Source organism: Sorangium sp. So ce726, from assembly GCF_051521405.1.
Taxonomy (GTDB): Bacteria; Myxococcota_A; Polyangia; order Polyangiales; family Polyangiaceae; genus Sorangium.
The window spans coordinates 516,486-536,947 of record NZ_CP150349.1 but is presented as its reverse complement, the minus strand read 5'-3'; the positions used below and the strand labels follow the sequence as shown (position 1 = coordinate 536,947).

Sequence of the window (20,462 nt, the reverse complement as noted above, 5' to 3'; positions counted from 1 at the left end):
CCATTACGATGAGCCACCGCCCGCGCATCGCAGCCCATTCGCTCAGCCCTGCAGCTTATGCGCCGTATGGCGACATCCTCATGGCCTCGCCGCACGGCCAGCCCGGCAGGCCTGCCAACCAGGGGACGGCGCGGCGCTTCGATCACCTCGCCGCGATCGAGAACCTCCGCCCCGGGCACGCCTCGCTGAACGTCTCGGTGTTCCGCTGCGCCCCGCGCTCGAGCTTCCCGCTCCCGATCGCCCTGCTCGAGAAGCACCCCGGCTCGACCCAGGCGTTCGTGCCGATGAGCGCGCGGCGCTACCTCGTCGTCGTGGCGCTCGGCGGCGACCGGCCCGAGCTCGCGACGCTCGGCGCCTTCATCGCCCACGGCGCCCAGGGCATCACCTATCGCCCCGGCGTGTGGCACCACCCCATGATCGCGCTCGACGCCGAGGCCGACTTCGTCTGCCTGGCCTGGGAGGACGGCTCTCCCGGGGACTGCGCCGTGGTCGAGTACGCAGAGAGCGAGCGGATCGCGGTCGCGATCGACGCGATCGACACGATCGTCCGCTGACGCCCGGACGTCTCCTTCCTTACTCGCCGATCCCGCGCGGCGCGATCGCCCGCGCCACCGCTGCTGGGAGGGACCGCGGCGGGCTGGCGGCGGGCTGGAGGGCGGTCGCCTCCGGGCCGCGCTGCGCCGCAGCCTCCGGGCGCGCGCCGCGCTATAGAGGCGCCCCCCGCCATGCGCCGCTCGACCCCCAATTGCTCGTTCGTCGCGCAGGAGCAGCGAAGGCTGCTCGCCGCGCTCGACGCCCTCGACGTCGCCGACGTCGCCCGCATCCTCGAGGAGTTCGTCACGAACGAGCGCAGGGCCCGGCTGCGCGGCGTCATCGCGGCGCGGCTCGACGCCGTCACCGTGGCCATGGACGCGCCTCACGATCCGCACAACGGGGCCGCCGTGCTCCGCTCCTGCGACGCGTTCGGCTTGCAGCGCCTGCACATCATCGAGCGGGCCGAGCAGTTCCTGGTCTCGAACACGGTCTCACGCGGCTCCGAGCGCTGGGTCGACGTGCGCACGCACGCGACCACCGAGGCCGCGATCGCCGCGCTCCGCGCCTCGGGGCACGAGCTCGTGGCGACCCACCCGGAAGGCGAGCTCACCCCGCGCGACCTCTCGAGCATCCCCCGCCTCGCGCTGGTGCTCGGCAACGAGCGCGACGGTATCCGCCCCGACCTGGCCGCCGCCTGCGCCCGCGCCGTGCGCGTCCCGATGCGCGGCTTCGCCGAGAGCCTCAACGTGAGCGTCACCGCGGCGATCCTGCTCGAGCACGCGACGAACGGCCGTCCCGGCGACCTGCCGGAGCCCTACCAGATCAAGCTCTATGCGCGCGCGCTGGTGCTCACCGTCCCCCACGCGGCGGAGATCCTGGCCGCGCGGGGCATGCACCTGCCGCTGCCCCTCGGAGGAACGCCGCCCCCTCCCCTGAAGCCGCGCGGCCCCAAGCCGCGGAAGCCGCCCGCGCCACCCACGCTCGAGGCGCACGGCGCCGGCGCCCCGCGGGAGCCTGAAGGCGGATAACATGCAGCTCCCCATGCGAAGCCCCGGTCCCCCGCGGCGCGAGCCGCGCGCCCGTCGCGCCGCAACGCGCCTGCCGGCGCCTCACGGCCTCCGCGCGCGCCTCGCCCGCGCGGCGATCGACGTCGCGCGCGTCGCGCGCGGCGCGGCCGCCCTCGCCCTGCTCCTCGCCGGCTGCATCGAGGTGCCGCCGCCCCCGCCCAGGCCGCCCCTCCAGCCGAAGGACATCAAGGTCTCCGAGGGCGTCGGGCTCGAGATCGCCTGCACACCGACGGGGGTCGAGCTCTGCTTCGACGCCCGCGACAACAACTGCAACGGCGTGATCGACGAGGGCTGCGGGCTCCACACCGGGATCCTCCAGTTCACGATCGCGTGGGAGGAGCCCGAGGCCGACGTCGATCTCAACGTCTATGACCCGGCGGGAGAGCTCGCACGCGTCGGGGAGCCGACGGCGAGCGGCCTCATGAAAGACCGCGACTGCCCGCGCGTGAGCGGCGAATGCCAGGAGCAGAACGTGGAGAACGTCTTCCTCACCGAGGGCGATCCGCCGCGTGGCCGCTACCGCGTCGTCGTGCGGCTCGACAAGCTGAACGACGCGACGGCCCCCATCCGCGTCCGTCTGAGCGCGCGGGTCGGCCAGCGCTCGTACAGCATGGCGCTCGATCTGTCTCCCTCTGCCGCGACCGAAGAAAAGAGCGTCGAGTTCACGCTCTGAGCCGCTCGCGCGGCGCGCCGCCCTCGCGACGCGCCGCCCGCGCCCAGCCGCCGCGCGAGGAGCCCCGGCGCACACCGACGTATCCGCCCTTGCAAGAATAGAAATCCGGCGAAGAAGCTCCGCGCGCTCCCTCGCCGCCGCGCGGTTGACGACCGGCAGCCGCCCACCTTAAAAGATGTGGCCATTTTACACCTGGAGACGCCCCGCGAATGAATCCCACGTGGATGCTCACATTGCTCGTCGGCCTCTTCGCCGCCTTTGCGTGGAGCGCCAACCGGCGTTGGCAGCTCCTCAAGGTCGGGCGCGGGGAAGACCGGCTCGACCGGATCGCCGAGCGCCTCAAAGGCACCTGGGAGTACGCGTTCCGGCAACGGAAGATGGGTTACTACCCGCTCGCCGGGCTGGCGCATAAGCTCATCTTCTTCGGATTCCTGGTTCTCCTGCTCCGGACGCTGATGCTGTGGGGGCGCGGCATCGACCCGTCGTTCGACCTGTGGATCCTGGGGCACGAGCCGGTGCGGCTTCCGGGCATCGGCGCGGTGCCGCTCGGCGGAATCTACGAGTTCGTGAAGGACGTCATGGCCACGCTGGTCATGACCGGCGCGCTCGTGTTCATCTACTACCGGGCGATCAAGCGCGAGCGGCGCATGACCCTGTCCGGCGAGGGGCTCCTCATCCTCGGCATCATCTTCACGATGATGGTGAGCGACATGCTCTATGACGGCGCCTCGCTGGTGCTTCACCACCGCTGGTCCACGGCGGCGTGCGGCCCCGCGGACGCGGCGCTCTGCGAGCGCGTCGCCACCGTGACGGCCCCGTTCGCGGGCGTTCCCGCGGACCCGGCGGCGCTCGGCTGGCACCTGTTCCCGGCCCCGGCGGGCTCGCTGTTCGCCGTGCTCCTGAGCGGCGCCAGCCCGGGGACGCTCGTCGTGCTCGCGCACATCGGGTTCTGGACGCACGTCACGCTGGTGCTCGTGTTCCTGAACCTGCTCCCGCACTCGAAGCACTTCCACATCATCACGTCGATCCCGAACGTCTTCACGCGCAACATCGAGGCGCGCGGCCGGCTGCCGCTCGTCGCGGGCACCGCCGAGGCGATCGGCGAGATGGTCATGAAGGCGGCCGAGGAGCCCGAGAAGGCCGCCCCGGTCGGCGTCTCGCGCATCGAGGACTTCACCTGGAAGGCGATCCTCGACTTCTACACGTGCACCGAGTGCGGCCGCTGCAGCGACAACTGCCCGGCCCACAAGACGGGCAAGATCCTGAGCCCCAAGCAGCTCACCCTGGACCTGCGCGATCACCTGTACGGCCGAGAGGGGGAGTTCATCAACAGGCCGGGCGGCCCGCGAGGCGAGCCGCGCGGCGACGGCCACGCGGCCCAGGCGAACGGGCACACCGACGGGGCGGCGGCGCAGGACGGCCAGGCAGCGGAGGCGGCGGAGACGCAGGAGGGCGCCGAGCACGCGGAGCAGGCGGCCCCGGAGAACCCGGTCCCGGTCCCCGAGGTCGCGTACAAGCCGGTCGACCTCGTGGCGAACGTCGTCCATCCGGACGTGCTCTGGGCCTGCACGACGTGCCGGGCCTGCGAGGAGCAGTGCCCGGTGATGATCAGCTACGTCGACAAGATCGTCTCCATGCGCCGCCACCTGGTCCTCGTGAAGGGCGAGTTCCCGGCGGAGCTCGGGAATCCGTTCAACGCGATGGAGGTCAACGGCAACCCCTGGAACCTCGCGCGCATCGACCGCGCCAACTGGGCCGAGGGTCTCGAGATCCCGACCATGGCCGAGAAGCCGCAGGCCCCCGTGCTCTACTGGGTCGGCTGCGCTGCGAGCTACGACGACCGCGCGAAGAAGATCGCCCGCGCGACCGCCAGGCTCCTGAAGGCCGCCGGCGTCGATTTCGCCATCCTCGGCCAGGAGGAGACCTGCACCGGCGATCCGGCGCGCCGCGCGGGCAACGAGTACCTCTTCGCGATGCTCGCCGAGCAGAACGCCGCGACCCTGAACGGCTACAAGGAGCAGGGCGGGATCCGGAAGATCGTCACGACCTGCCCCCACTGCTTCAACACGCTCGCGAACGAGTACCCCGACTTCGGCGCGAAGTTCGAGGTCGTGCACCACACCGACTTCCTGCTCGGCCTGGTCGCCGAGAAGAAGCTCGTCCCCAGCAAGCCGGTCGAGGGGAAGGTGGTCTTCCACGACTCCTGCTACCTCGGCCGCTACAACGACGTGTACGAACAGCCGCGCGACATCCTGAAGCGCATCCCCGGGTTGCAGCTCGTCGAGGCCGAGGGGTGGAACCGGCAGAAGGGGCTCTGCTGCGGCGCCGGCGGCGCGCAGATGTGGATGGAGGAGCAGAACAAGGACCGCGTGAACGTCAAGCGGACACTGCAGCTGCTCCAGACCGAGGCGAAGACCATCGCGACCGCCTGCCCGTTCTGCCAGACGATGATCACCGACGGCCTCAAGGATCAGTCCAAAGAGGAGTCGATCCGCCAGCTCGACGTTGTCGAGCTGCTCGAAGAGAGCTGCGCTCTCGACCGCTCGGCCGGCTCCCGCTCGGCCGCCGCCCAGGACGCCGCCGAGGCGGTCGCGTCCGCCAGCGCCTGATCCCGCCCAATTCCGTCGTCATTGCACGCTGGAACGGTACGTCATGCAGTCCATGACGCGCCGTTCCAGCGTGTTCGCCTACATCTGCGCCATGGAGCAGGCCTGATGGTGTTCAGGCGCAGCCTTCTCGTGCGTCCCGTCTCGGCCTGAGCTAGATTCGGCCCTGCCGCCGGAGGTGGATGTGATTGAAGGCGCTCTGAAGGGGACCGCGAACCAGGACCCCTGCCCTACGCCGGAGGGGACCGCAAGTGCGGATTACCGGCTCACTGGGACACTGGCCCATCCGATTTGCGTCTCGGTCGACGCGATCGCCGACCACGCGCTGCGCGCGCGTCAAGCAGCCTCAGGCGCAACCGAGCTCCGCTGCGACGTGTGCAATGTGGCCATCACGGGGGAGCCCCACGGGCGCGGCCTCTACGTGTGGTCGCGCGGCGATGAGCTCCGGTTCGAGGAGCCCGCCCTGTGCTGCCTCTGCTCGGTCGCCATCGGGATGACCGCGCTGTCCGCCTGGAACGTCGAAGAAGAAGAGGGCTGATCGCCTGCGGCCTTGCCGGGAGGCGTGAGCCGCGCCGCCCTCCGTCGCCCGCCGGACGGATCGCCGCAGGTCAGAACGCCTCGCCGATCGCCAGGTTCACGGCGATGGGCAGCACATCGAACAGCTTGCCCGGGCGCCGCTCGTCCTCGGGCCAGCCTGCTGCGTCTGTCTCGTGGCAGACGCCGAGCACCTGCAAGCAGGGGATGCGGTAGCCGAGATCGAAGCGCAGCGGTCCGACCGGCGTGACGTAGCGCAGCCCGAAGCCCGCCGAGAGGTGCAGGCGCTGCGCTCCCGAGCGGAACAGCCGGTGCTCCCGGGTGACGTCGCCGGCGTCGGCGAAGATCACGGTGCCGAAGCTCTCGCCGAGCGGTATCCGCAGCTCCAGACTCGTCTCCCACAGCAGACGGCCCCCGATGGGGACCAGCGGGGCGTCCTCCTCGTCGGCGCTGTCGCCGGCTGTCAGGCTCGGCACGCGGGCGTGCGGGCCGACCTCGTTGTACCCGTATCCGCGGTTGCTGGTCGCGCCGCCGCTGAAGAACCCACGGAACTGCATCAGCTGAAGGTCGGCCCCCACGTCTCTCCGGCAACGGTCCCTGTCCGCGCCCGCGAGGGCGTCGCACTGGGCAGGATCCACGGAGGCGTCGCCGTAGTCGCCCGTGAACAGCCACCCGGTCATCAAGCGGAAACCCAGGGTCCATCTCCTCGAAACAGGGAAGTAGGCGCGAAACTCGGGCTGAAGGCGGATATCGCGCGCCGAGTGAAACCGCTTGTCCCGCTCGTCCTGCGCCTTCTCGCCGACCAGGGCCTCCGCGATCGCGGTGTCGAACGCCAGATAGCCGGCCAGCTGCGTGTCCAGCGCGATGTAATAGCCGTGATGGGGGGTGACCCTGTCGGGCTTCCCCGCCTGGTTCAGGCGGCGGTCATAGGACACCAGCGCCTGGAGGTAAGGGATGAAGAGGGTCCCGAACCCGGAGGGCAGCCGCGCCGAATTGTAGGTGAACGGGCTGTTCAGCTGGACGTTGTAGAGGAGGGCCGCGTTCAGGTCCGATTTCAGGAAAGGCCGCTCGATGCCGATGGAACCGACGTACTCGCGGTAGCCAACGATCGCGTGCTCCGGAGCCTCCTGGGCGCCATCTGGTGCAGCTCCTGACTCCCCCTCGCCGGCGCCCTGCGTGTCCGGCTTGGTGCAGAACTCACCTGTCTGCGGGCAGTAGAGCTTGAACGAGCCGCGCAGCACCGCGGCCGTGCGCCGCTCGATCGCCCCGGGCTGGCGGAGCTCGGACCGGAGCTGGATCTCCGGCAGGAGACGGAACGTGTCCCCGAGCTCCTTGCCGAACAGGTTCGAGAACTCCACCGGGTAAAAGACGAGCCCCGGCCGGGCCTCGACGCTGAAGCGGCGCAGCCCCCCGAGGAAGTTGCGATCCTCCCACCCGGCGACGAGGTGCGCCTCGACGCGCGAGCCGACCTCGGCGCCTCCGCCGAGCCTCACGGCGCGCAGCGCGGACGGCTGCACGGAGAAGGTCACGGGGACGACCGGGTTCCGGGGCTGTCCAGGCGGCGCGAGCTCGGGCTTGACGGCGACGGAGCCGAACACGCCGAAGTCGGCGAGCGCCTGCTCTGCGTCCGCCAGATCCGCGGTCGAGAAGCGCTCGCCCTCCTCGATGCCTATCGCCGTCCTGACGGGTCCCTCGGGCAGCTCGCCGAGCCCCTCCAGCTTGACCTTGCCGAACCTGCACTCGGGGCCGAGCTCGATCGTGTACCGGATCCGCGCCTCGTTCTTCACGAGGTCGACGTCGACGTGCCCCTCCACGTTCGCGTAGGCGAAGCCGCGATCCGTGAGGACCCGGAGCAGGCGCTTCTTGAGCTCCTCGTACCGAGCCTCGTCCAGGCGCTCGCCGACCTTGAGCTCGTCCTTCGCCTCGGTCACCGGCCGGCCGATGTCCCTGCCCTTCTCCAGGGTCCAGTCCCGCCACGCGAGATCCACCGACGCGATCTTCACCGGCGCGCCCTCGGAGACGACGATGCGCACCCGCACGCGCCCCTCCTTGCCGGGTCCGCCGAAGCGCCGCACCCGCGCCGCCCGCACCCGCGCCCCGTAGAACCCGCGCGCGCGGTAGTACCGCTCGATGCGGGCCAGGTCCCGCTCGAGGACGAACCGGTCGAACCGCTCGTACTCGACAGTGAGCGCGTCCCAGATGCTCAGGATCGGCACCGGCTCGAGCGCGCCGCCGAGGAGGCGCGAGCTCTCGGCCGTCGCGATCCGCGCGGCGAGCTCGTCGCCGCTGATCACCTCGTCGCCCTCGAACGAGATGTCCTCGATGGCGCACCCGCTGAGGTCGGGACGCGTACATGCCGGCGGTTGACGCGAAGCGGCACAGGCGGAAGCCCCGAACACGGTGAACATCACGAGCGCTGCGGCGACGGGGCGAGGCATCGGGACCTGGACAACTGAGAGAGAACTTTCGGCTGTGCCGGCCGAAACGCAATCGCCCCGATGTGCGCGATGGCGAGGATTCAACGTTACGCCTGTGTTTTCGATATGCTGCGTCCGCTTCGGCCGCCGAGGGCCCCGCTCCAGTCTGGGCGGCCTTCGGAGAGCGGCGCGAGCGAGGGAGAGCCTACGAGATGGCAGAGCCGACGCAAAAGGAACCTGGTGCCGGTGGGTACCTGGAACATGGATTGCCGCACGAACCTGGGCCTCACGGGGTGCCCGCGAGCGCCGGCGCGCCGGCCCCCGAGGAGCGGCGTGGCGCCCTGAAGGCGCTCGTGGCGATCGGCGGCCTGGCCTGTGCCGGCGCGATCGCCGTACCGGCGGCGAGCTTCATCGCGGCTCCCGCCGCAGGCAGCGCCGGCGCCGCGGGCGGGCGCGAGCGCTGGGTCCGGGTCGGGCGCCTCGCGGACCTCCCGCCGGGCGAGCCGCGGCGGCTCAAGGTGATCGGCGAGGAGCGCGACGCCTTCACGGTCGCGAAGGACCAGATGCTCGGCGCGATCTGGGTCATCCGGGAGGGCGAGAAGATCCGCGCGATGAGCGCCACGTGCCCCCACCTCGGCTGCGGGATCGAGCTCAACGACGACAAGAAGAGCTTCAACTGCCCGTGCCACGCGTCACGCTTCGGCCTGTCGGGTGTGCCTGAGACGGGGCCATCCCCGCGCCCCATGGATCCGCTGGCGACGCGGGTCGTCGATGGCTGGCTCGAGGTGGATTTCCGGCGCTACCGTGACGGGGTCGCCGAGCTCCAGGAGATCGCAGGATGAGCCTCGGCGACTGGCTGAACGAGCGCATAGGGCACCGCGAGCCGCTGCGCCGATTCCTCGACGCGCCCATCCCCGGCGGCGCGCGCATCGGTTACGTGTGGGGAGGCGCGCTCGCGCTGCTGCTGCTCGTCGAGGTCGTCACGGGCGCGCTGCTCATGTCGGCGTACGCCCCGAGCGCGACCACGGCGTGGGCGAGCGTCGCGCACATCAACTTCACCCTGCGCGCCGGGTGGCTCATCCGAGGCCTCCACTACTTCGGAGCGCAGGCGCTCGTCATCCTGGTCGCGATCCACGTGGCGCGGATCGCGCTCCACGGGGCGTACCGCGCGCCGCGCGAGATCGGTTGGTTCCTGACCCTCGGCCTGCTCGGCGTGATCCTCGGCTTCGCCTTCACGGGCAACCCGCTCCCGTGGGACCAGGACGGCTACTGGGGCGCGCGCGTCGAGACGGGCATCATGGGCTCGGTCCCCGTGGTCGGGTCGTTCACGCAGCAGCTCGTGATCGGCGGGAGCTCGCTCGGCCACCTGACGCTGACACGGCTCTACGGCCTGCACGTCTTCGTGCTGCCGGCGGTCATGGCCTTGCTGCTCGCCGCGAGCTTCGCGCAGTTCCGCAGGCACGGCTTCGGCACGCCCCATGGCGCCGACCTCGGCAAGGCGGATCGGTTCTACCCGAAGCAGCTCGGCCTGATCCTGCTGGCCGTGGCGCTCGTGCTGGTCGTCGTGTTCGATCTCGCGGCCATGGATCACGGCGCCCCGCTCGAGGCGCCCGCGGATCCCGTCAGCGACTACAACGCCCGCCCCGCCTGGTACTTCCGCCCGCTCTTCGAGCTGCGCAAGTTCTTCCCTGGCTCGCTGGAGCTCATCGCGACCGTCGGCCTGCCGGGGGTGGTCGGGCTGTACCTTGCCCTGCTCCCGTTCATCGACAGGAAGCCCGGCCCGCTCCGCGCGCGGCTGCCGGCGCTCGCGCCGCTGTTGTTGATCGGCCTCGGGGCCGTCGGCCTGCTGGGGAAGTCGTTCGCGAAGGACGCGAAGGACGAGGGCTTCCAGCGCTCGGAGGCGCAGAGCGCCGCGCGGACCGCGCGCGCGGTGGCGCTGTTCAAGCAAGGCGTCCCGCCCGAGGGCGCGCTCGCGATGCTCCGGAACGACCCGGAGACGCGCGGCGAGGACCTCTACAAGAAGGAGTGCGCGAGCTGCCACCGGCTGAACGATCTCGGCCCGCCGAAGGAGAAGCAGACGGCGCCGGACCTCACCGGGTTCGGGACGAAGGCCTGGGCGCTCGAGGTGCTGAGGGATCCCGACGCCGACCACCTCTTCGGCAAGACGGCGTTCAAGGAGATGATGCCGTCGGCGGTGAAGCCGCCCGCGGATCCCGAGGCGGCGAAGGTGTTCACGCCGATGAGCGCGGCCGACCAGGAGACGATCGCCGCGTTCCTCGAGGGGCAGGCGCGCGGGGAGCCCGGCGCCGGGACGCCCGGAGAGAAGATGGTCCGGCAGCGGTGCACGAGCTGCCACCGCCTCGACGGCAAGACCGACGACGAGGAGTCGGCCGCCCCCGAGCTCCGCGGCTGGGCTTCGATCGCGTGGATCGAGGCGCAGATCACGAACCCCGGCAGCGGCAAGGCCTACCCGCCCGCGGCCATCGCGAAGGATCTGGAAGGCCACATGCCGGCGTTCGAGGAGAAGCTCTCCGCGAACGACCGGAAGGTCCTCGCTGCCTGGGTGTACCGCCGCGGCCGCGGTGAGTCCGGGACGACGGTCGCCGCCAAGGCGCCCGACAAGAAGCCCTGAGCGAGCCGCCCGCCGGCGCTCGCTGCCCCACCCTTTCCTTCTCTCGCTCCCCCTCTCGCTGAGCGCCACCGCGGCGCGCGATCGGCGTTCGCGCGGCTCGTGGACGCGCGCCGATCCGTTCGGGTCAAGGCGCGCGCTCTGACAGGTGCTCGCGCGGGGCGCGCGATCTGCCAGGTGCGCGCGCGGGGCACGCGGGCGCGACGGGCCGGCACGCGCGGTGCTGCGCGTCCCGAGAGGGAGGGTCGGTGGCGACATTGTGCACGGTCGCCTCCACGCCGGCGTGCGCGCGGCGCTCGCCTCGAGCGCGGGCAGCGATCGAGCCCCAGAAAGAGCAGGACCCGTGGACCTGGATGCGGCTGTGAAGCACCACTTCCTGTGGATCGCGGGCACGATGATCGCGTCCGCCGCCTACTTTCAGGCGTCGGGGGTGTCTCACTTGCTCGGGAGGACGATCATCCCGGACAGAGCCGACCGGCTCTCTTCCACGCCCCCTGCGCCCCACCGCGCGCTGCGCGACGGCCTCCACGCGACGAGCGCTGAAGCGATCCTCCAGCGCAACCCGTTCGACTCGACGACGGGGCCGCTCCTCCCGCCCCCGGGCGGCGCTCCCGAGGAGCGCGCGCCCGCGGCGCACGGCGATCCATGGAGCGATCCGACCTGCGACGCCGGACGCGTGGTGCTCATCGCGGCGTCGCAGGACGCCGCGTGGTCCTTCGCGGCCATCGAGGGCCCCGACGGGCAGACGCAGCTCCGCCGGCTCGGCGGCGACGCGCCGGGAGGCACGCTCACGCGCATCGCGTGGGACCGCATCTGGATCACCGCGGGCGGCGCGCGCTGCCAGATGCAGCTCGGGAAGGCCGGAAAGCCCGGGAAGAGCGCGCGCGAGGAGGCGCCCGCGCCGCCCCGGCCTCAGGCGAGGCCGGTCGGGAGCGACAACAACCTGAGCTCGATCCCGCCGGAGATCGCCGCCCGCATCCGGCGGGTGAGCGCCACGGAGTTCAACGTCGACCGCGCGGCGGTCGATCAGATCCTCGAGCAGCAGGCGCTCCTCATGCGCTCCGCCCGCGTGATCCCGGAGCGACGAGGAGACCAGATCGTCGGGCTGAAGCTCAGGATCAGGCGAGGCTCGCTGCTGGAGACGCTCGGGCTGGAGAGCGGAGATACCCTGAGGTCGATCAACGGCTTCGACATCACCGATCCCCAGAAGGCGCTGGAGGCTTACGCGCGGCTCCGGACCGCGAACCACCTGTCCGTCGCGATCGAGCGCGGCGGACAGCTGATGACGGTCGACTTCAACATCCGCTGAGGACTCGGGCCGGGCGCGCGCGGAGCTCAGCCGAAGGCGTCGACGGCCGCCCGGGCCGCCTGGCCCGAGAGCGACGGCGGCGCGACCGTCTCCCACCACGCCGCCGCGTGCTGCTCGGTCCACTCGGCGTCCATGTGGAGCGCGGCGAGCCGCTCGGAGAGCTCGCGCGCCGACTGCGGCCGCCGCGCGGGATCCTTCTCGAGGCAGTCGAGCACGAGGCGGTCGAGCGCAGGCGGGATCGTGCGCGCCGCGCGCTTCGAAGGCGCGACAGGCGCCTCCGTCGCGTGGAGCAACATCGTCTTCATCGCCGTCTCGGCCTCGAACACGAGGGCGCCCGTGAGCAGCCAGTAGGCGACGCACCCGAGCGCGTAGATGTCGGTCCGGCCGTCGATCGGGCGGTCGCCCAGCACCACCTCCGGGGCCATGAACGCGGGCGTGCCGGTGATCGCGTTGTCCGCCGTCAGCTTGGAGGGGTCCGCGTCCTTCCTGCGCTGGGCCACCAGCCCGAAATCGAGCACCTTCAAGAAGTCGAGATCTGCGCCGTAGCGGCACAGGAAGAGGTTGGCGGGCTTGATGTCGCGGTGCACGAAGAAGGCCTTGTGCGCCTCGTGGAGCGAGTGGCAGGCCTGCCGGAGCAAGTGGACCACGCGCGCGGGCGGCTGGGGGCCGTCCAGCTTGACGAGGGTGTCGAGGTCCATGCCGTCGAGCAGCTCCATCACGTAGTAGAACGACCCGTCGCGAGCGACGCCGAAATCGAAGATCCCGATCGTGTGCGGCGACCGGAGCGCGGCGGTCGCCTGCGCCTCGCGCTCGAACCGCGCCTTCGCGTTGCCGTTGCTCGATGGCTCGCCCTGGAACGCCTCGGGCCGGATCAGCTTCACGGCCGCGGGGCGGGCGAGCATCCGGTGCTTCGCCCGCCACACCTCGCCCATGCCGCCGCCGCCGAGCCGCTCGACGAGCCGGTAGCTGCCGAGCTCCCGCGCCGCGTCGAGCTTGCGCCCGAGCCCGAAGACGACGCGCGACACGAGGACGGAGAGCGCGAGCGCCATGATGCTCGGGAAGAAGCGGCGGAACATCGCCTCGCGCGAGGGCGGCTCCATGAAGCCCGAGCGGACGAGCACCCAGAGGCAGGCCGGATCGGTGAGGATCGCCACCGTCGAGGTGAACAGCGTGCGCACGCTCGGGGCGGGGACGATGATGGGGAACATCAGCACCCAGACGGCCACCGGCGGCCATCCCTGCAACATCGGCCCCTCCGGCCACGGCTGCGCGTTGGAGATGACCGAGAGCAGCGCGGCGCCCAGGATCTTGTAGGCGAACGAGAGATCGACGATCCGCGGCGGCGACAGGAGCCCCTTCCGCGCGATGACGAAGAGCGCGGCCGAGACCAGCATGAGCGGCAGGAAGACCGCGAAGCGGATCGGGTCAGGGCCGAGCGCGAGGCCCGGGATGAGCTCCGACACGATGAAGCCAAGAGCACCCGCCACGATCGTGCAGAGCGCCATCCACGCGACGCGCCTCGTCGCCTCCAGCTCGAGGTCCGGGGGGAGGCGCGCCGACAGCCACTCCCAGCGCGGCCTCGCGCAGGTCTTGCTGGCGTCGGGGCCGAGGAAGACGGTCTCGCTCATGGAGTCGCGCGCGCGGCCCACGGCCGCGTCGGTCTGCTCTAGGGGAGGAGGAAGGCGGCGGGAATAGAAGAGTCGCGCGCGAGGCGCCCGCCGCTCGGCGTGCGCACGGCGGCGCGCCTTCGCGTGCGGGCGGACTCGTCGGCCAGACCGCGCGGGGGCGTTACTTGATGAAGACCTGCGCGGCCGCGATCCCCGCGCCCTTCGTCGCCTTGAGGATCACCTTGCCCGGGCCGCCGATCGGCAGGGGGTTCTTCCAGCAGCCGGAGGCCTTGCCTCCGAGCGTCGCTGCGGCGCCGGTGGTGCTGTCCTGCGCGAGCACGACGGGCGGCAGCGCGGGCGCGGGCTGCGAGACGAGCTGGATGTCGAGCTCCTGGACCCCGAGGCCGATGCCGACGACCGTGTAGCACTTGCCGGGCGAGATGTTGATCTGCTGCTCGAGCGACTGGCCCTCCTGGAACTGCCCTGCGAACGGCCCGCCATCCGGCTTCATCCCCGGGGCCTCCGTCGTGCCCATCCCCTGCAGGATCGGCGTCGCGGCCACCGCGGCGACCGGCGGGATCGGCGTGGCGACGGAGCCTGCGGGCGCGGTGGTGGTGGTGGGCGTGGGCACCGCCGTCGCCGGCGTGGTCGGCACGGCGGAGGCGCACCACTGGCCCGGAGGGCACGGGTTGTTCGGGTCGATCGTCGGCTCGGGGGTCGACGAGCACGCGAGCGCTCCGAGCGCGGCGAGGGAGAGCGGGAGTACGTGGAAGACACGCATCATGAGAATGCTCCTTCGATGGGCATGAGCTCGCCCGATCGCAGAACGAGGTGCCAGCGCTTCTTACACCGGCTGCGGTTCGACGTGTGGGCCGAGCTCACGAAGCAGCGATCTCGACAGCGCGCGGGGTGCACGCCGTGCGCAAGCGGATGCAACCGGATGCAAGCGGATGCAACCGGATGCAAGCGGAACGCAACCGAGCCGCTTTGCGCCCCGCGCGTGGCGTGCTACCGAAGTCGGGCACGCGTGGTCTTGCAATCCCGAGTAGTTAAACTATACACGTGATCCGCGTCACCTGCGTGGGGGCGGCAGCGCGCGCCCAGTGGCGGACTCCGCAGCGTGCCTTGCCTCCTGGCCACGTTTGGCCCAGGCGGCGTGCTCACGCCGCACAGAGCCCGATCCGCTGCTTCCTGTGCGCCCGGCGTCGTCGCGCGGACAACGCGCATCGCCGGAGCAGCCATGAGCCAGGATCAAAAGCCCCCTCCCGCCGACGGCAGCGCCCTCTGGTACAAGGACGCTATCATCTACGAGCTCCATGTCCGCGCGTTCAGCGACTCCAACGCGGACGGCATCGGCGACTTCGAGGGGCTCGTCGACAAGCTCGACTACCTTCAAGATCTCGGCGTCACCGCGATCTGGCTTCTGCCCTTCTACCCCTCGCCGCTGCGCGACGGCGGATACGACATCGCGGACTACGCCAACATCAACCCGTCTTACGGGACCCGGCGCGAGTTCGCCCGCCTCCTGCGCGAGGCGCACCGCCGCGACATCCGCGTCATCACCGAGCTCGTCCTGAACCACACCTCGAACGAGCATGAGTGGTTCCAGCGGGCGCGGACCTCGCCCAAGGGCTCGCGCTGGCGCGATTTCTACGTGTGGAGCGACACGCCGCACCGCTACAAGGACGCCCGGATCATCTTCAAGGACTTCGAGACATCGAACTGGGCCTGGGATCCGGTCGCCAACGCCTATTACTGGCACCGCTTCTACTCCCACCAGCCCGACCTCAACTTCGAGAACCCGGACGTCCACGCCGCCGTCTTCAAGGTGGTCGACTTCTGGCTGGAGATGGGCGTCGACGGGCTCCGGCTCGACGCGGTGCCGTACCTCTACGAGCGCGAAGGGACGAACTGCGAGAACCTGTCGGAGACGCACGAGTTCTTGCGGAAGCTCAGGCGCCACATCGACGCGAACTTCGCCGATCGCATGCTCCTCGCGGAGGCCAACCAGTGGCCCGAAGACGCCGCGGCGTACTTCGGGAGCGGCGATGAGTGCCACATGAACTTCCACTTCCCGCTCATGCCCAGGATGTTCATGGCGGTCGAGCTCGAGGACAGCTTCCCGATCGTCAACATCCTGAAGCAGACGCCCGTGGTCCACGAGAGCTGTCAGTGGGCGACGTTCCTCCGGAACCACGACGAGCTGACGCTCGAGATGGTGACCGACGAGGACCGGGACTACATGTACCGCGTCTACGCGCAGGAGCACACGGCGCGGATCAACCTGGGCATCCGCCGGCGGCTCGCCCCGCTCATGAAGACGCGGCGCAGGATCGAGCTGATGAACGCGCTGCTCTTCTCGCTGCCGGGGACCCCTGTCCTCTACTACGGCGACGAGATCGGGATGGGCGACAACATCTATCTCGGCGATCGCGACGGGGTGCGCACGCCGATGCAGTGGAGCGCCGATCGGAACGCCGGATTCTCCAGGGCGAACCCGCAGAAGCTCTATCTGCCGATCATCATCGACCCCGAGTACCACTACGAGGCGATCAACGTCGAGGCGCAGCAGCAGAACCCTGCTTCGCTCCTCTGGTGGATGAAGCGGCTCATCACCCTGCGCAAGCAGAACAAGGTGCTCGGCCGCGGGACGATCGAGTTCCTGCACCCGGACAACAGCAAGGTGCTCGCGTTCATCCGCGCGCACGCGGACGAGCGGCTGCTCATCGTCGCGAACCTCTCTCGGTACGCCCAGCACGTCGAGCTCGATCTCGCGCGCTTCGAGGGCATGGTGCCTGTCGAGCTGTTCGGCAGGAGCCGCTTCCCGGAGATCACGAGCCGCGGTTACTCCCTGTCGCTCGGTCCGCACGACTTCTTCTGGTTCGCGCTGGAGCCGGCGACGCCGGCGATCTCCGCGGGCGACGCCGACGCAGCGCCCGCGATCGCGACGAAGGGCTCGTGGCGGACGCTCCTCTCCCCGGAGGGGCGCAAGGTGCTCGAGCCGGCGCTCGGGAAGTTCATCGCGGCGCGGCGCTGGTTCCGCGGCAAGGCGCGCACGCGGCGCGCCACGACCCTCGCGGACGTCATCCCGATCCTGCGCGGCGAGCAGACCGCGGCGGAGCACTACCTCCTGCTCGCGCGCGTCGAGTACACGGACGGCTCGCCGGACACGTATGTCGTGCCGATCGGCTTCGCCACGGGCGACTACGCGCGGACGCTGGCGACGCGCACGCGCCACGCGGTGATCGCGGACGTCACGATCCGCGATCCCGAGCCGGAGAGCGCGGCAGCGCCGGAGGGGATCCTGTACGACGCGCTGACGACCCCGGAGTTCGCCGCGCTGATCCTCGCCGCGATCCGGGCGCGGGGCGTCGCGACGGGCACGGCCGGCGAGCTCCATGCGCTGCCGCTCGGGACGACGCTCGAGTCGCTCGGCGAGGAAGGAGAGCTCCCGGCGCGCATCTCCGAGAGCGAGCAGAGCAACACGACCATCGTTTACGGCGACAGGCTGCTCCTCAAGATCTTCCGGCAGGTCGAGGAGGGCATCAACCCGGAGCTCGAGATCGGCAGGTTCCTGACGGACCAGCAGTTCCCCGCGACGCCGCGGCTCGCCGGGGCCATCGAGTACCAGGGCCGCGGTCGCGAGGCGACCACGGTGGCGATGCTCCAGGAGTACGTGCGGAGCCAGACCGACGCGTGGACGAGCACGCTCGAGTCGCTGAACCGCTTCTTCGAGCGGGTGCTCACCGACGAGGGGTCGGTGAAGGGGAGCGCGCCGCCGATGCCGGCCGGCACGCTCGTCGACGCGTCGCGCGCGGCGCCGCCCCCGGTGGTGAACCAGCTGATGGGCACCGAGCTCATAAGGATGCGGCTGCTCGGCGAGCGCACCGCGCAGCTCCACGTCACGCTCGGCAAGCCCAGCAAGGACCCCGCGTTCGGGCAGCAGTCGTTCTCGACGCTGCACCAGCAGTCGATCTTCCAGTCGGCGCACGGCATGCTCGCGCGCACCTTCGCGCTGCTGAGAAAGCGCGAGCGCTCGCTCCCCGAGAGCGTGCGGGAGCAGCTGTCGGCGATTCTGCCGCGCGAGGCCGAGATCAACGCGAAGCTCCAGCAGATCGTGTCGAGGAAGTTCGACATCCCCCGCATCCGGACGCACGGCGACTTCCACCTCGGCCAGGTGCTCTCGACGGGCGACGACTTCATCCTGATCGATTTCGAGGGGGAGCCGGCGAGACCGCTGAGCGAGCGCCGCTACAAGCGCGGCCCGCTCCGGGACGTGGGCGGGATGCTGCGCTCGTTCGACTACGCCGGCGCCTCGGCGCTCCGGGACGCTCGCCTCCGGCCCGAGGACATTGCCGTCCTCAAGCCGTGGACCGACGCCTGGGTGGCGTGGATCTCCGCGAGCTACCTCGCGGGATACATGGAGACGGTCGCGCGCGCTCAGGCGACCGCCGAGCCGCGGACCGACGAGACGGCGCCGTTCGTGCCAGCGAGCGACGCGGACACGGTGCTCCTGCTCGACTTCTACATGCTCGAGAAGTGCATTTACGAAGTCGGCTACGAGCTCAACAACCGGCCTGACTGGCTCGACATCCCGCTGCGCGGGCTGGAGCATCTGATCACGCCCAGAGCATAGGAACGCTGGTGGGGCGATGATCCGGCTGGAGCTTGCGGGCATGCATACGCGGTTGCACTCGACGTTGTGCGGCGCATGCCCGCAGGGCCCGACGGGCTGCTGCGCCAGCCCGCCGGGGGTCGAGTGGTCGGACATCGGTCGAATCGTCTCGCTCGGCGGCGCAGGCTGGCTGCTCGAGCAGATGGCCGCGGGCACCCTGCGCCCGGGCCCGCGCGGCCTGCTCATCTTGCGGGTCGAGCCCCAGGGCAGCGATGGCCGAGCGCTCCCCAAGAGGTGCGCTTTCCATGGTCATGAGGGCTGCACCATCCCCCCCGAGCGGCGCGCGGCGACGTGCAACTACTATGTTTGCGATGACGCCTTCGCGCACGGAGGCGAGCCTCGTGGCGCCCCAGAAGCGCTGGCCGGCCGCAAGGCCCATGACGCGCTCGTGGATCTCTACGGGACCTGGGATCTCGAGCTCGCCGACCGCATACGCGAACGCTGGCCCGACGGCCCTCCGTGGACCCACGATTTCCTCGACTGGCTCGGTCGAGAAGTCCGCCGCCTCTCCGCCAGGTCAGCCCCCTCCATGCGGGTCCTCAGGGCCGGCACCTGAAGTATCCCTCGAATTTTTCGGGGAAATTCACAGGGAGGCGAGGAGACGGGGAGTAAGATCCCTAATTCGAGGGAATTGTGCTGACGTCCTGACGCCGGAGCGCGACGGTGCGCTCGACGACGTCCGACGCGGAGAGCTGCAGGAAGATCGACACGTCGACCCAACCGGCCCTGGACACCACGACGACCTGCATCCCTTGAGGCAGCTCGACGCTGAGGGGTGTCTTGCCAAGCATGGTCCCGTTCCAGCTCACGTTCGCGTCCCCGGGCTCGCTCTTGATCGTGACCTTGGCCTTCATCGGGCTCGGTTCGATCGCCGTCGCAGCCGTGGACATGGCAGCAGGCTGCTCCGACGCGACGGGCTCCACCGAGCGCTCGCGGAACATCACAAATGCCCCCGCGGCGAGCAGCGCGACCACGCCGAGCACAGAGGCGAGATACCCACGCTGCCGCCAGGACGAGGCGCGCCCCACCGTCGCGCCCAGGCTGCCGGGGTCGACGGCCGGGGGCTCCTGATGATGATGGTTGGCCGGGCCGCTGTGGCTCTGATCGCTGAGGATGGGTAGACCGGTCGCGGAGGGCCACATCGAGCGGTTCATCCCCATGACCATCGAGGCGCGGGGGAACTCTCCGACCATCGAGGCGCGCTGGATGTCGCCCGCGACGTCCAGCGAGGTCAGGTACTCGAACTGCGCGGTGACCTGCTGGCGCACGAGCGCCCTGCTCTCCGCGAACATCTCGAGCACGTGCGCGCCGAGCTGCTCCGTGCGGACGTCCTCGCCCGAGCCCCGCAGGTAACTCTCCATGGCGTCGCCCATCTCCTGCGCGGTGGCGAACCGTCGATCCCGGTCCCGCTGGAGCGCCCTCGCCACGATCTCATCGAGCACCGGATCGATGTCCGGCACGACGGTGGAGAGCCGCGGGATGTCCCGCGTGAGCAGCTGGTGCATCACGGCGACATGGTCGCCATCGAACAGCCGCCGCATCGCCAGGAGCTCCCAGAGCACGATGCCGATGGCGAAGATATCGGCCCGCCGGTCGACGTCGCCGCTCGCCATCGCCTGCTCGGGCGCGGCGTAGGCCATCTTGCCCTTGAAGGTTCCGCTCTCGGTGTGCGCCGCGTTGAGGGCCGCCTTCGCGACGCCGAAATCGACGATCTTCACAGCTCCGTCGTACGTGACGAAGATGTTGTGGGGCGAGACGTCGCGGTGAACGATGCCGAGCAGACCGCCATCGAAGTCCGCGAGCTCATGCGCGTAGTGCAACCCGCGCAGCGCCTCGACGATCATCCTGACCCACGCCCCCCGCGTGAAGCTCGCGGCGCCAGGACAGCCGCTCACCACCGCCCTCACGACGTCCTTGAGCGGCTGGCCCTCCAGGTACTCCATCACGATGAAGTACCCGCCGCTCTCGCCCCCGATCTCGTAGGTCTGAACGACGTTGGGGTGATTGAGCCGGGCCGAGAGCTTGGCCTCGTCCAGGAACATCAGGACGTAGCGCGGGTCCTCCGCCATCCCGACGCGGAGACACTTCACAACAACAAGCTTGTTGAACGACCCGGGCCCGCGGGAGACGGCCAGAAACACATCCGCCATCCCACCACGGCCCAATTTTGCAATCAGGCGGTATCGACCAAGCAAGCTGTTGCTCGCTTGCTGGGTCGAAGAGATGGTTTGGCCGCCTGCATTCACGACATCCCCCGCTATAAGAGCTTAATTAGCCCGTTGACCTGGAGTTTGCAAAGACTTTTACGCCTGGAAACAATCCGCGCCCCCTGTAGACGCGTGCCGCGTTGCTCCATCGCCTGACCATCCATCGTGGCCCATCGTGGCGCTCTGGCGCAGTGCTCCATCGCC

At 70.3% G+C, this 20,462-nt stretch carries 14 protein-coding genes; 10 read left to right on the top strand and 4 right to left on the bottom strand.

From position 1 onward, the window contains the following. The first annotated feature begins 8 nt into the window (after positions 1-8). From WME79_RS01970 to WME79_RS01950, 5 genes are all read left to right on the top strand, one after another. A complete protein-coding gene (locus WME79_RS01970) occupies positions 9-554 on the top strand; it encodes an ureidoglycolate lyase (RefSeq protein WP_437531287.1) in 546 nt (181 codons plus the stop codon). 171 nt (positions 555-725) lie between these two features. Next, positions 726-1,562 (top strand): TrmH family RNA methyltransferase, encoded by an 837-nt coding sequence (locus tag WME79_RS01965; RefSeq protein ID WP_437531286.1) that lies wholly within the window; start codon positions 726-728, stop codon positions 1,560-1,562. 13 nt (positions 1,563-1,575) lie between these two features. After that, the gene (locus WME79_RS01960; RefSeq protein ID WP_437531285.1) at positions 1,576-2,274 is read left to right on the top strand and encodes a hypothetical protein; all 699 of its coding nucleotides are present in this window, start codon (positions 1,576-1,578) and stop codon (positions 2,272-2,274) included. A gap of 224 nt (positions 2,275-2,498) precedes the next feature. Then, entirely contained in the window at positions 2,499-4,883 is a 2,385-nt protein-coding gene (locus tag WME79_RS01955) for a (Fe-S)-binding protein (RefSeq protein WP_437531284.1), read from the top strand. A gap of 379 nt (positions 4,884-5,262) precedes the next feature. Further along, complete coding sequence (locus WME79_RS01950) at positions 5,263-5,418, top strand: hypothetical protein (RefSeq protein WP_437531283.1); 156 nt, start codon at positions 5,263-5,265, stop codon at positions 5,416-5,418. A gap of 70 nt (positions 5,419-5,488) precedes the next feature. Here the strand turns inward: WME79_RS01950 and WME79_RS01945 are convergent, their stop codons facing one another. Beyond that, on the bottom strand, positions 5,489-7,852 hold the full coding sequence (locus tag WME79_RS01945; protein ID WP_437531282.1) for a POTRA domain-containing protein: 2,364 nt from the start codon (positions 7,850-7,852) through the stop codon (positions 5,489-5,491). Positions 7,853-8,097: 245 nt separating this feature from the next. Here WME79_RS01945 and WME79_RS01940 point away from each other — a divergent pair, with 245 nt between their 5' ends. The 3 genes from WME79_RS01940 to gspC all read left to right on the top strand — a co-directional run bounded on the left by WME79_RS01940 (position 8,098) and on the right by gspC (position 11,769). Continuing rightward, positions 8,098-8,673 carry a ubiquinol-cytochrome c reductase iron-sulfur subunit gene (locus tag WME79_RS01940; RefSeq protein WP_437531281.1) on the top strand — a complete coding sequence of 192 codons (576 nt, stop codon included), beginning with the start codon at positions 8,098-8,100 and terminating at the stop codon, positions 8,671-8,673. Then, a complete protein-coding gene (locus WME79_RS01935; RefSeq protein WP_437531280.1) occupies positions 8,670-10,463 on the top strand; it encodes a cytochrome b N-terminal domain-containing protein in 1,794 nt (597 codons plus the stop codon). Before WME79_RS01940 ends, WME79_RS01935 begins: the two co-directional genes overlap by 4 nt. A gap of 340 nt (positions 10,464-10,803) precedes the next feature. Beyond that, positions 10,804-11,769, top strand: a complete 966-nt coding sequence (gspC, locus tag WME79_RS01930; protein ID WP_437531279.1) for a type II secretion system protein GspC — start codon at positions 10,804-10,806, stop codon at positions 11,767-11,769. 26 nt (positions 11,770-11,795) lie between these two features. Here gspC and WME79_RS01925 read toward each other — a convergent pair whose 3' ends face one another. Both WME79_RS01925 and WME79_RS01920 read right to left on the bottom strand, forming a co-directional pair. Then, complete coding sequence (locus tag WME79_RS01925) at positions 11,796-13,397, bottom strand: serine/threonine-protein kinase (protein ID WP_437531278.1); 1,602 nt, start codon at positions 13,395-13,397, stop codon at positions 11,796-11,798. A gap of 160 nt (positions 13,398-13,557) precedes the next feature. Next, positions 13,558-14,160 (bottom strand): hypothetical protein, encoded by a 603-nt coding sequence (locus WME79_RS01920; RefSeq protein ID WP_437531277.1) that lies wholly within the window; start codon positions 14,158-14,160, stop codon positions 13,558-13,560. 456 nt (positions 14,161-14,616) lie between these two features. Between WME79_RS01920 and treS the strand changes: the two genes are divergently transcribed. Next, on the top strand, positions 14,617-18,012 hold the full coding sequence (treS, locus tag WME79_RS01915) for a maltose alpha-D-glucosyltransferase (RefSeq protein WP_437531276.1): 3,396 nt from the start codon (positions 14,617-14,619) through the stop codon (positions 18,010-18,012). Between the two features lie 40 nt (positions 18,013-18,052). After that, positions 18,053-18,607 (top strand): hypothetical protein, encoded by a 555-nt coding sequence (locus tag WME79_RS01910; RefSeq protein ID WP_437531275.1) that lies wholly within the window; start codon positions 18,053-18,055, stop codon positions 18,605-18,607. Between the two features lie 61 nt (positions 18,608-18,668). Here the strand turns inward: WME79_RS01910 and WME79_RS01905 are convergent, their stop codons facing one another. Beyond that, positions 18,669-20,297 carry a protein kinase domain-containing protein gene (locus tag WME79_RS01905; protein ID WP_437531274.1) on the bottom strand — a complete coding sequence of 543 codons (1,629 nt, stop codon included), beginning with the start codon at positions 20,295-20,297 and terminating at the stop codon, positions 18,669-18,671. Positions 20,298-20,462 lie beyond the last annotated feature (165 nt).

Coding starts and splice junctions, on each gene's coding strand:
- WME79_RS01935 (WP_437531280.1), top strand. CDS start 8,670: ATGAGCCTCGGCGACTGGCTGAACGAGCGCATAGGGCACCGCGAGCCG.
- WME79_RS01970 (WP_437531287.1), top strand. CDS start 9: ATGAGCCACCGCCCGCGCATCGCAGCCCATTCGCTCAGCCCTGCAGCT.
- WME79_RS01910 (WP_437531275.1), top strand. CDS start 18,053: ATGCATACGCGGTTGCACTCGACGTTGTGCGGCGCATGCCCGCAGGGC.
- treS (WP_437531276.1), top strand. CDS start 14,617: ATGAGCCAGGATCAAAAGCCCCCTCCCGCCGACGGCAGCGCCCTCTGG.
- WME79_RS01955 (WP_437531284.1), top strand. CDS start 2,499: ATGCTCACATTGCTCGTCGGCCTCTTCGCCGCCTTTGCGTGGAGCGCC.
- WME79_RS01965 (WP_437531286.1), top strand. CDS start 726: ATGCGCCGCTCGACCCCCAATTGCTCGTTCGTCGCGCAGGAGCAGCGA.
- WME79_RS01960 (WP_437531285.1), top strand. CDS start 1,576: ATGCGAAGCCCCGGTCCCCCGCGGCGCGAGCCGCGCGCCCGTCGCGCC.
- WME79_RS01945 (WP_437531282.1), bottom strand. CDS start 7,852: ATGCCTCGCCCCGTCGCCGCAGCGCTCGTGATGTTCACCGTGTTCGGG.
- WME79_RS01925 (WP_437531278.1), bottom strand. CDS start 13,397: ATGAGCGAGACCGTCTTCCTCGGCCCCGACGCCAGCAAGACCTGCGCG.
- WME79_RS01920 (WP_437531277.1), bottom strand. CDS start 14,160: ATGATGCGTGTCTTCCACGTACTCCCGCTCTCCCTCGCCGCGCTCGGA.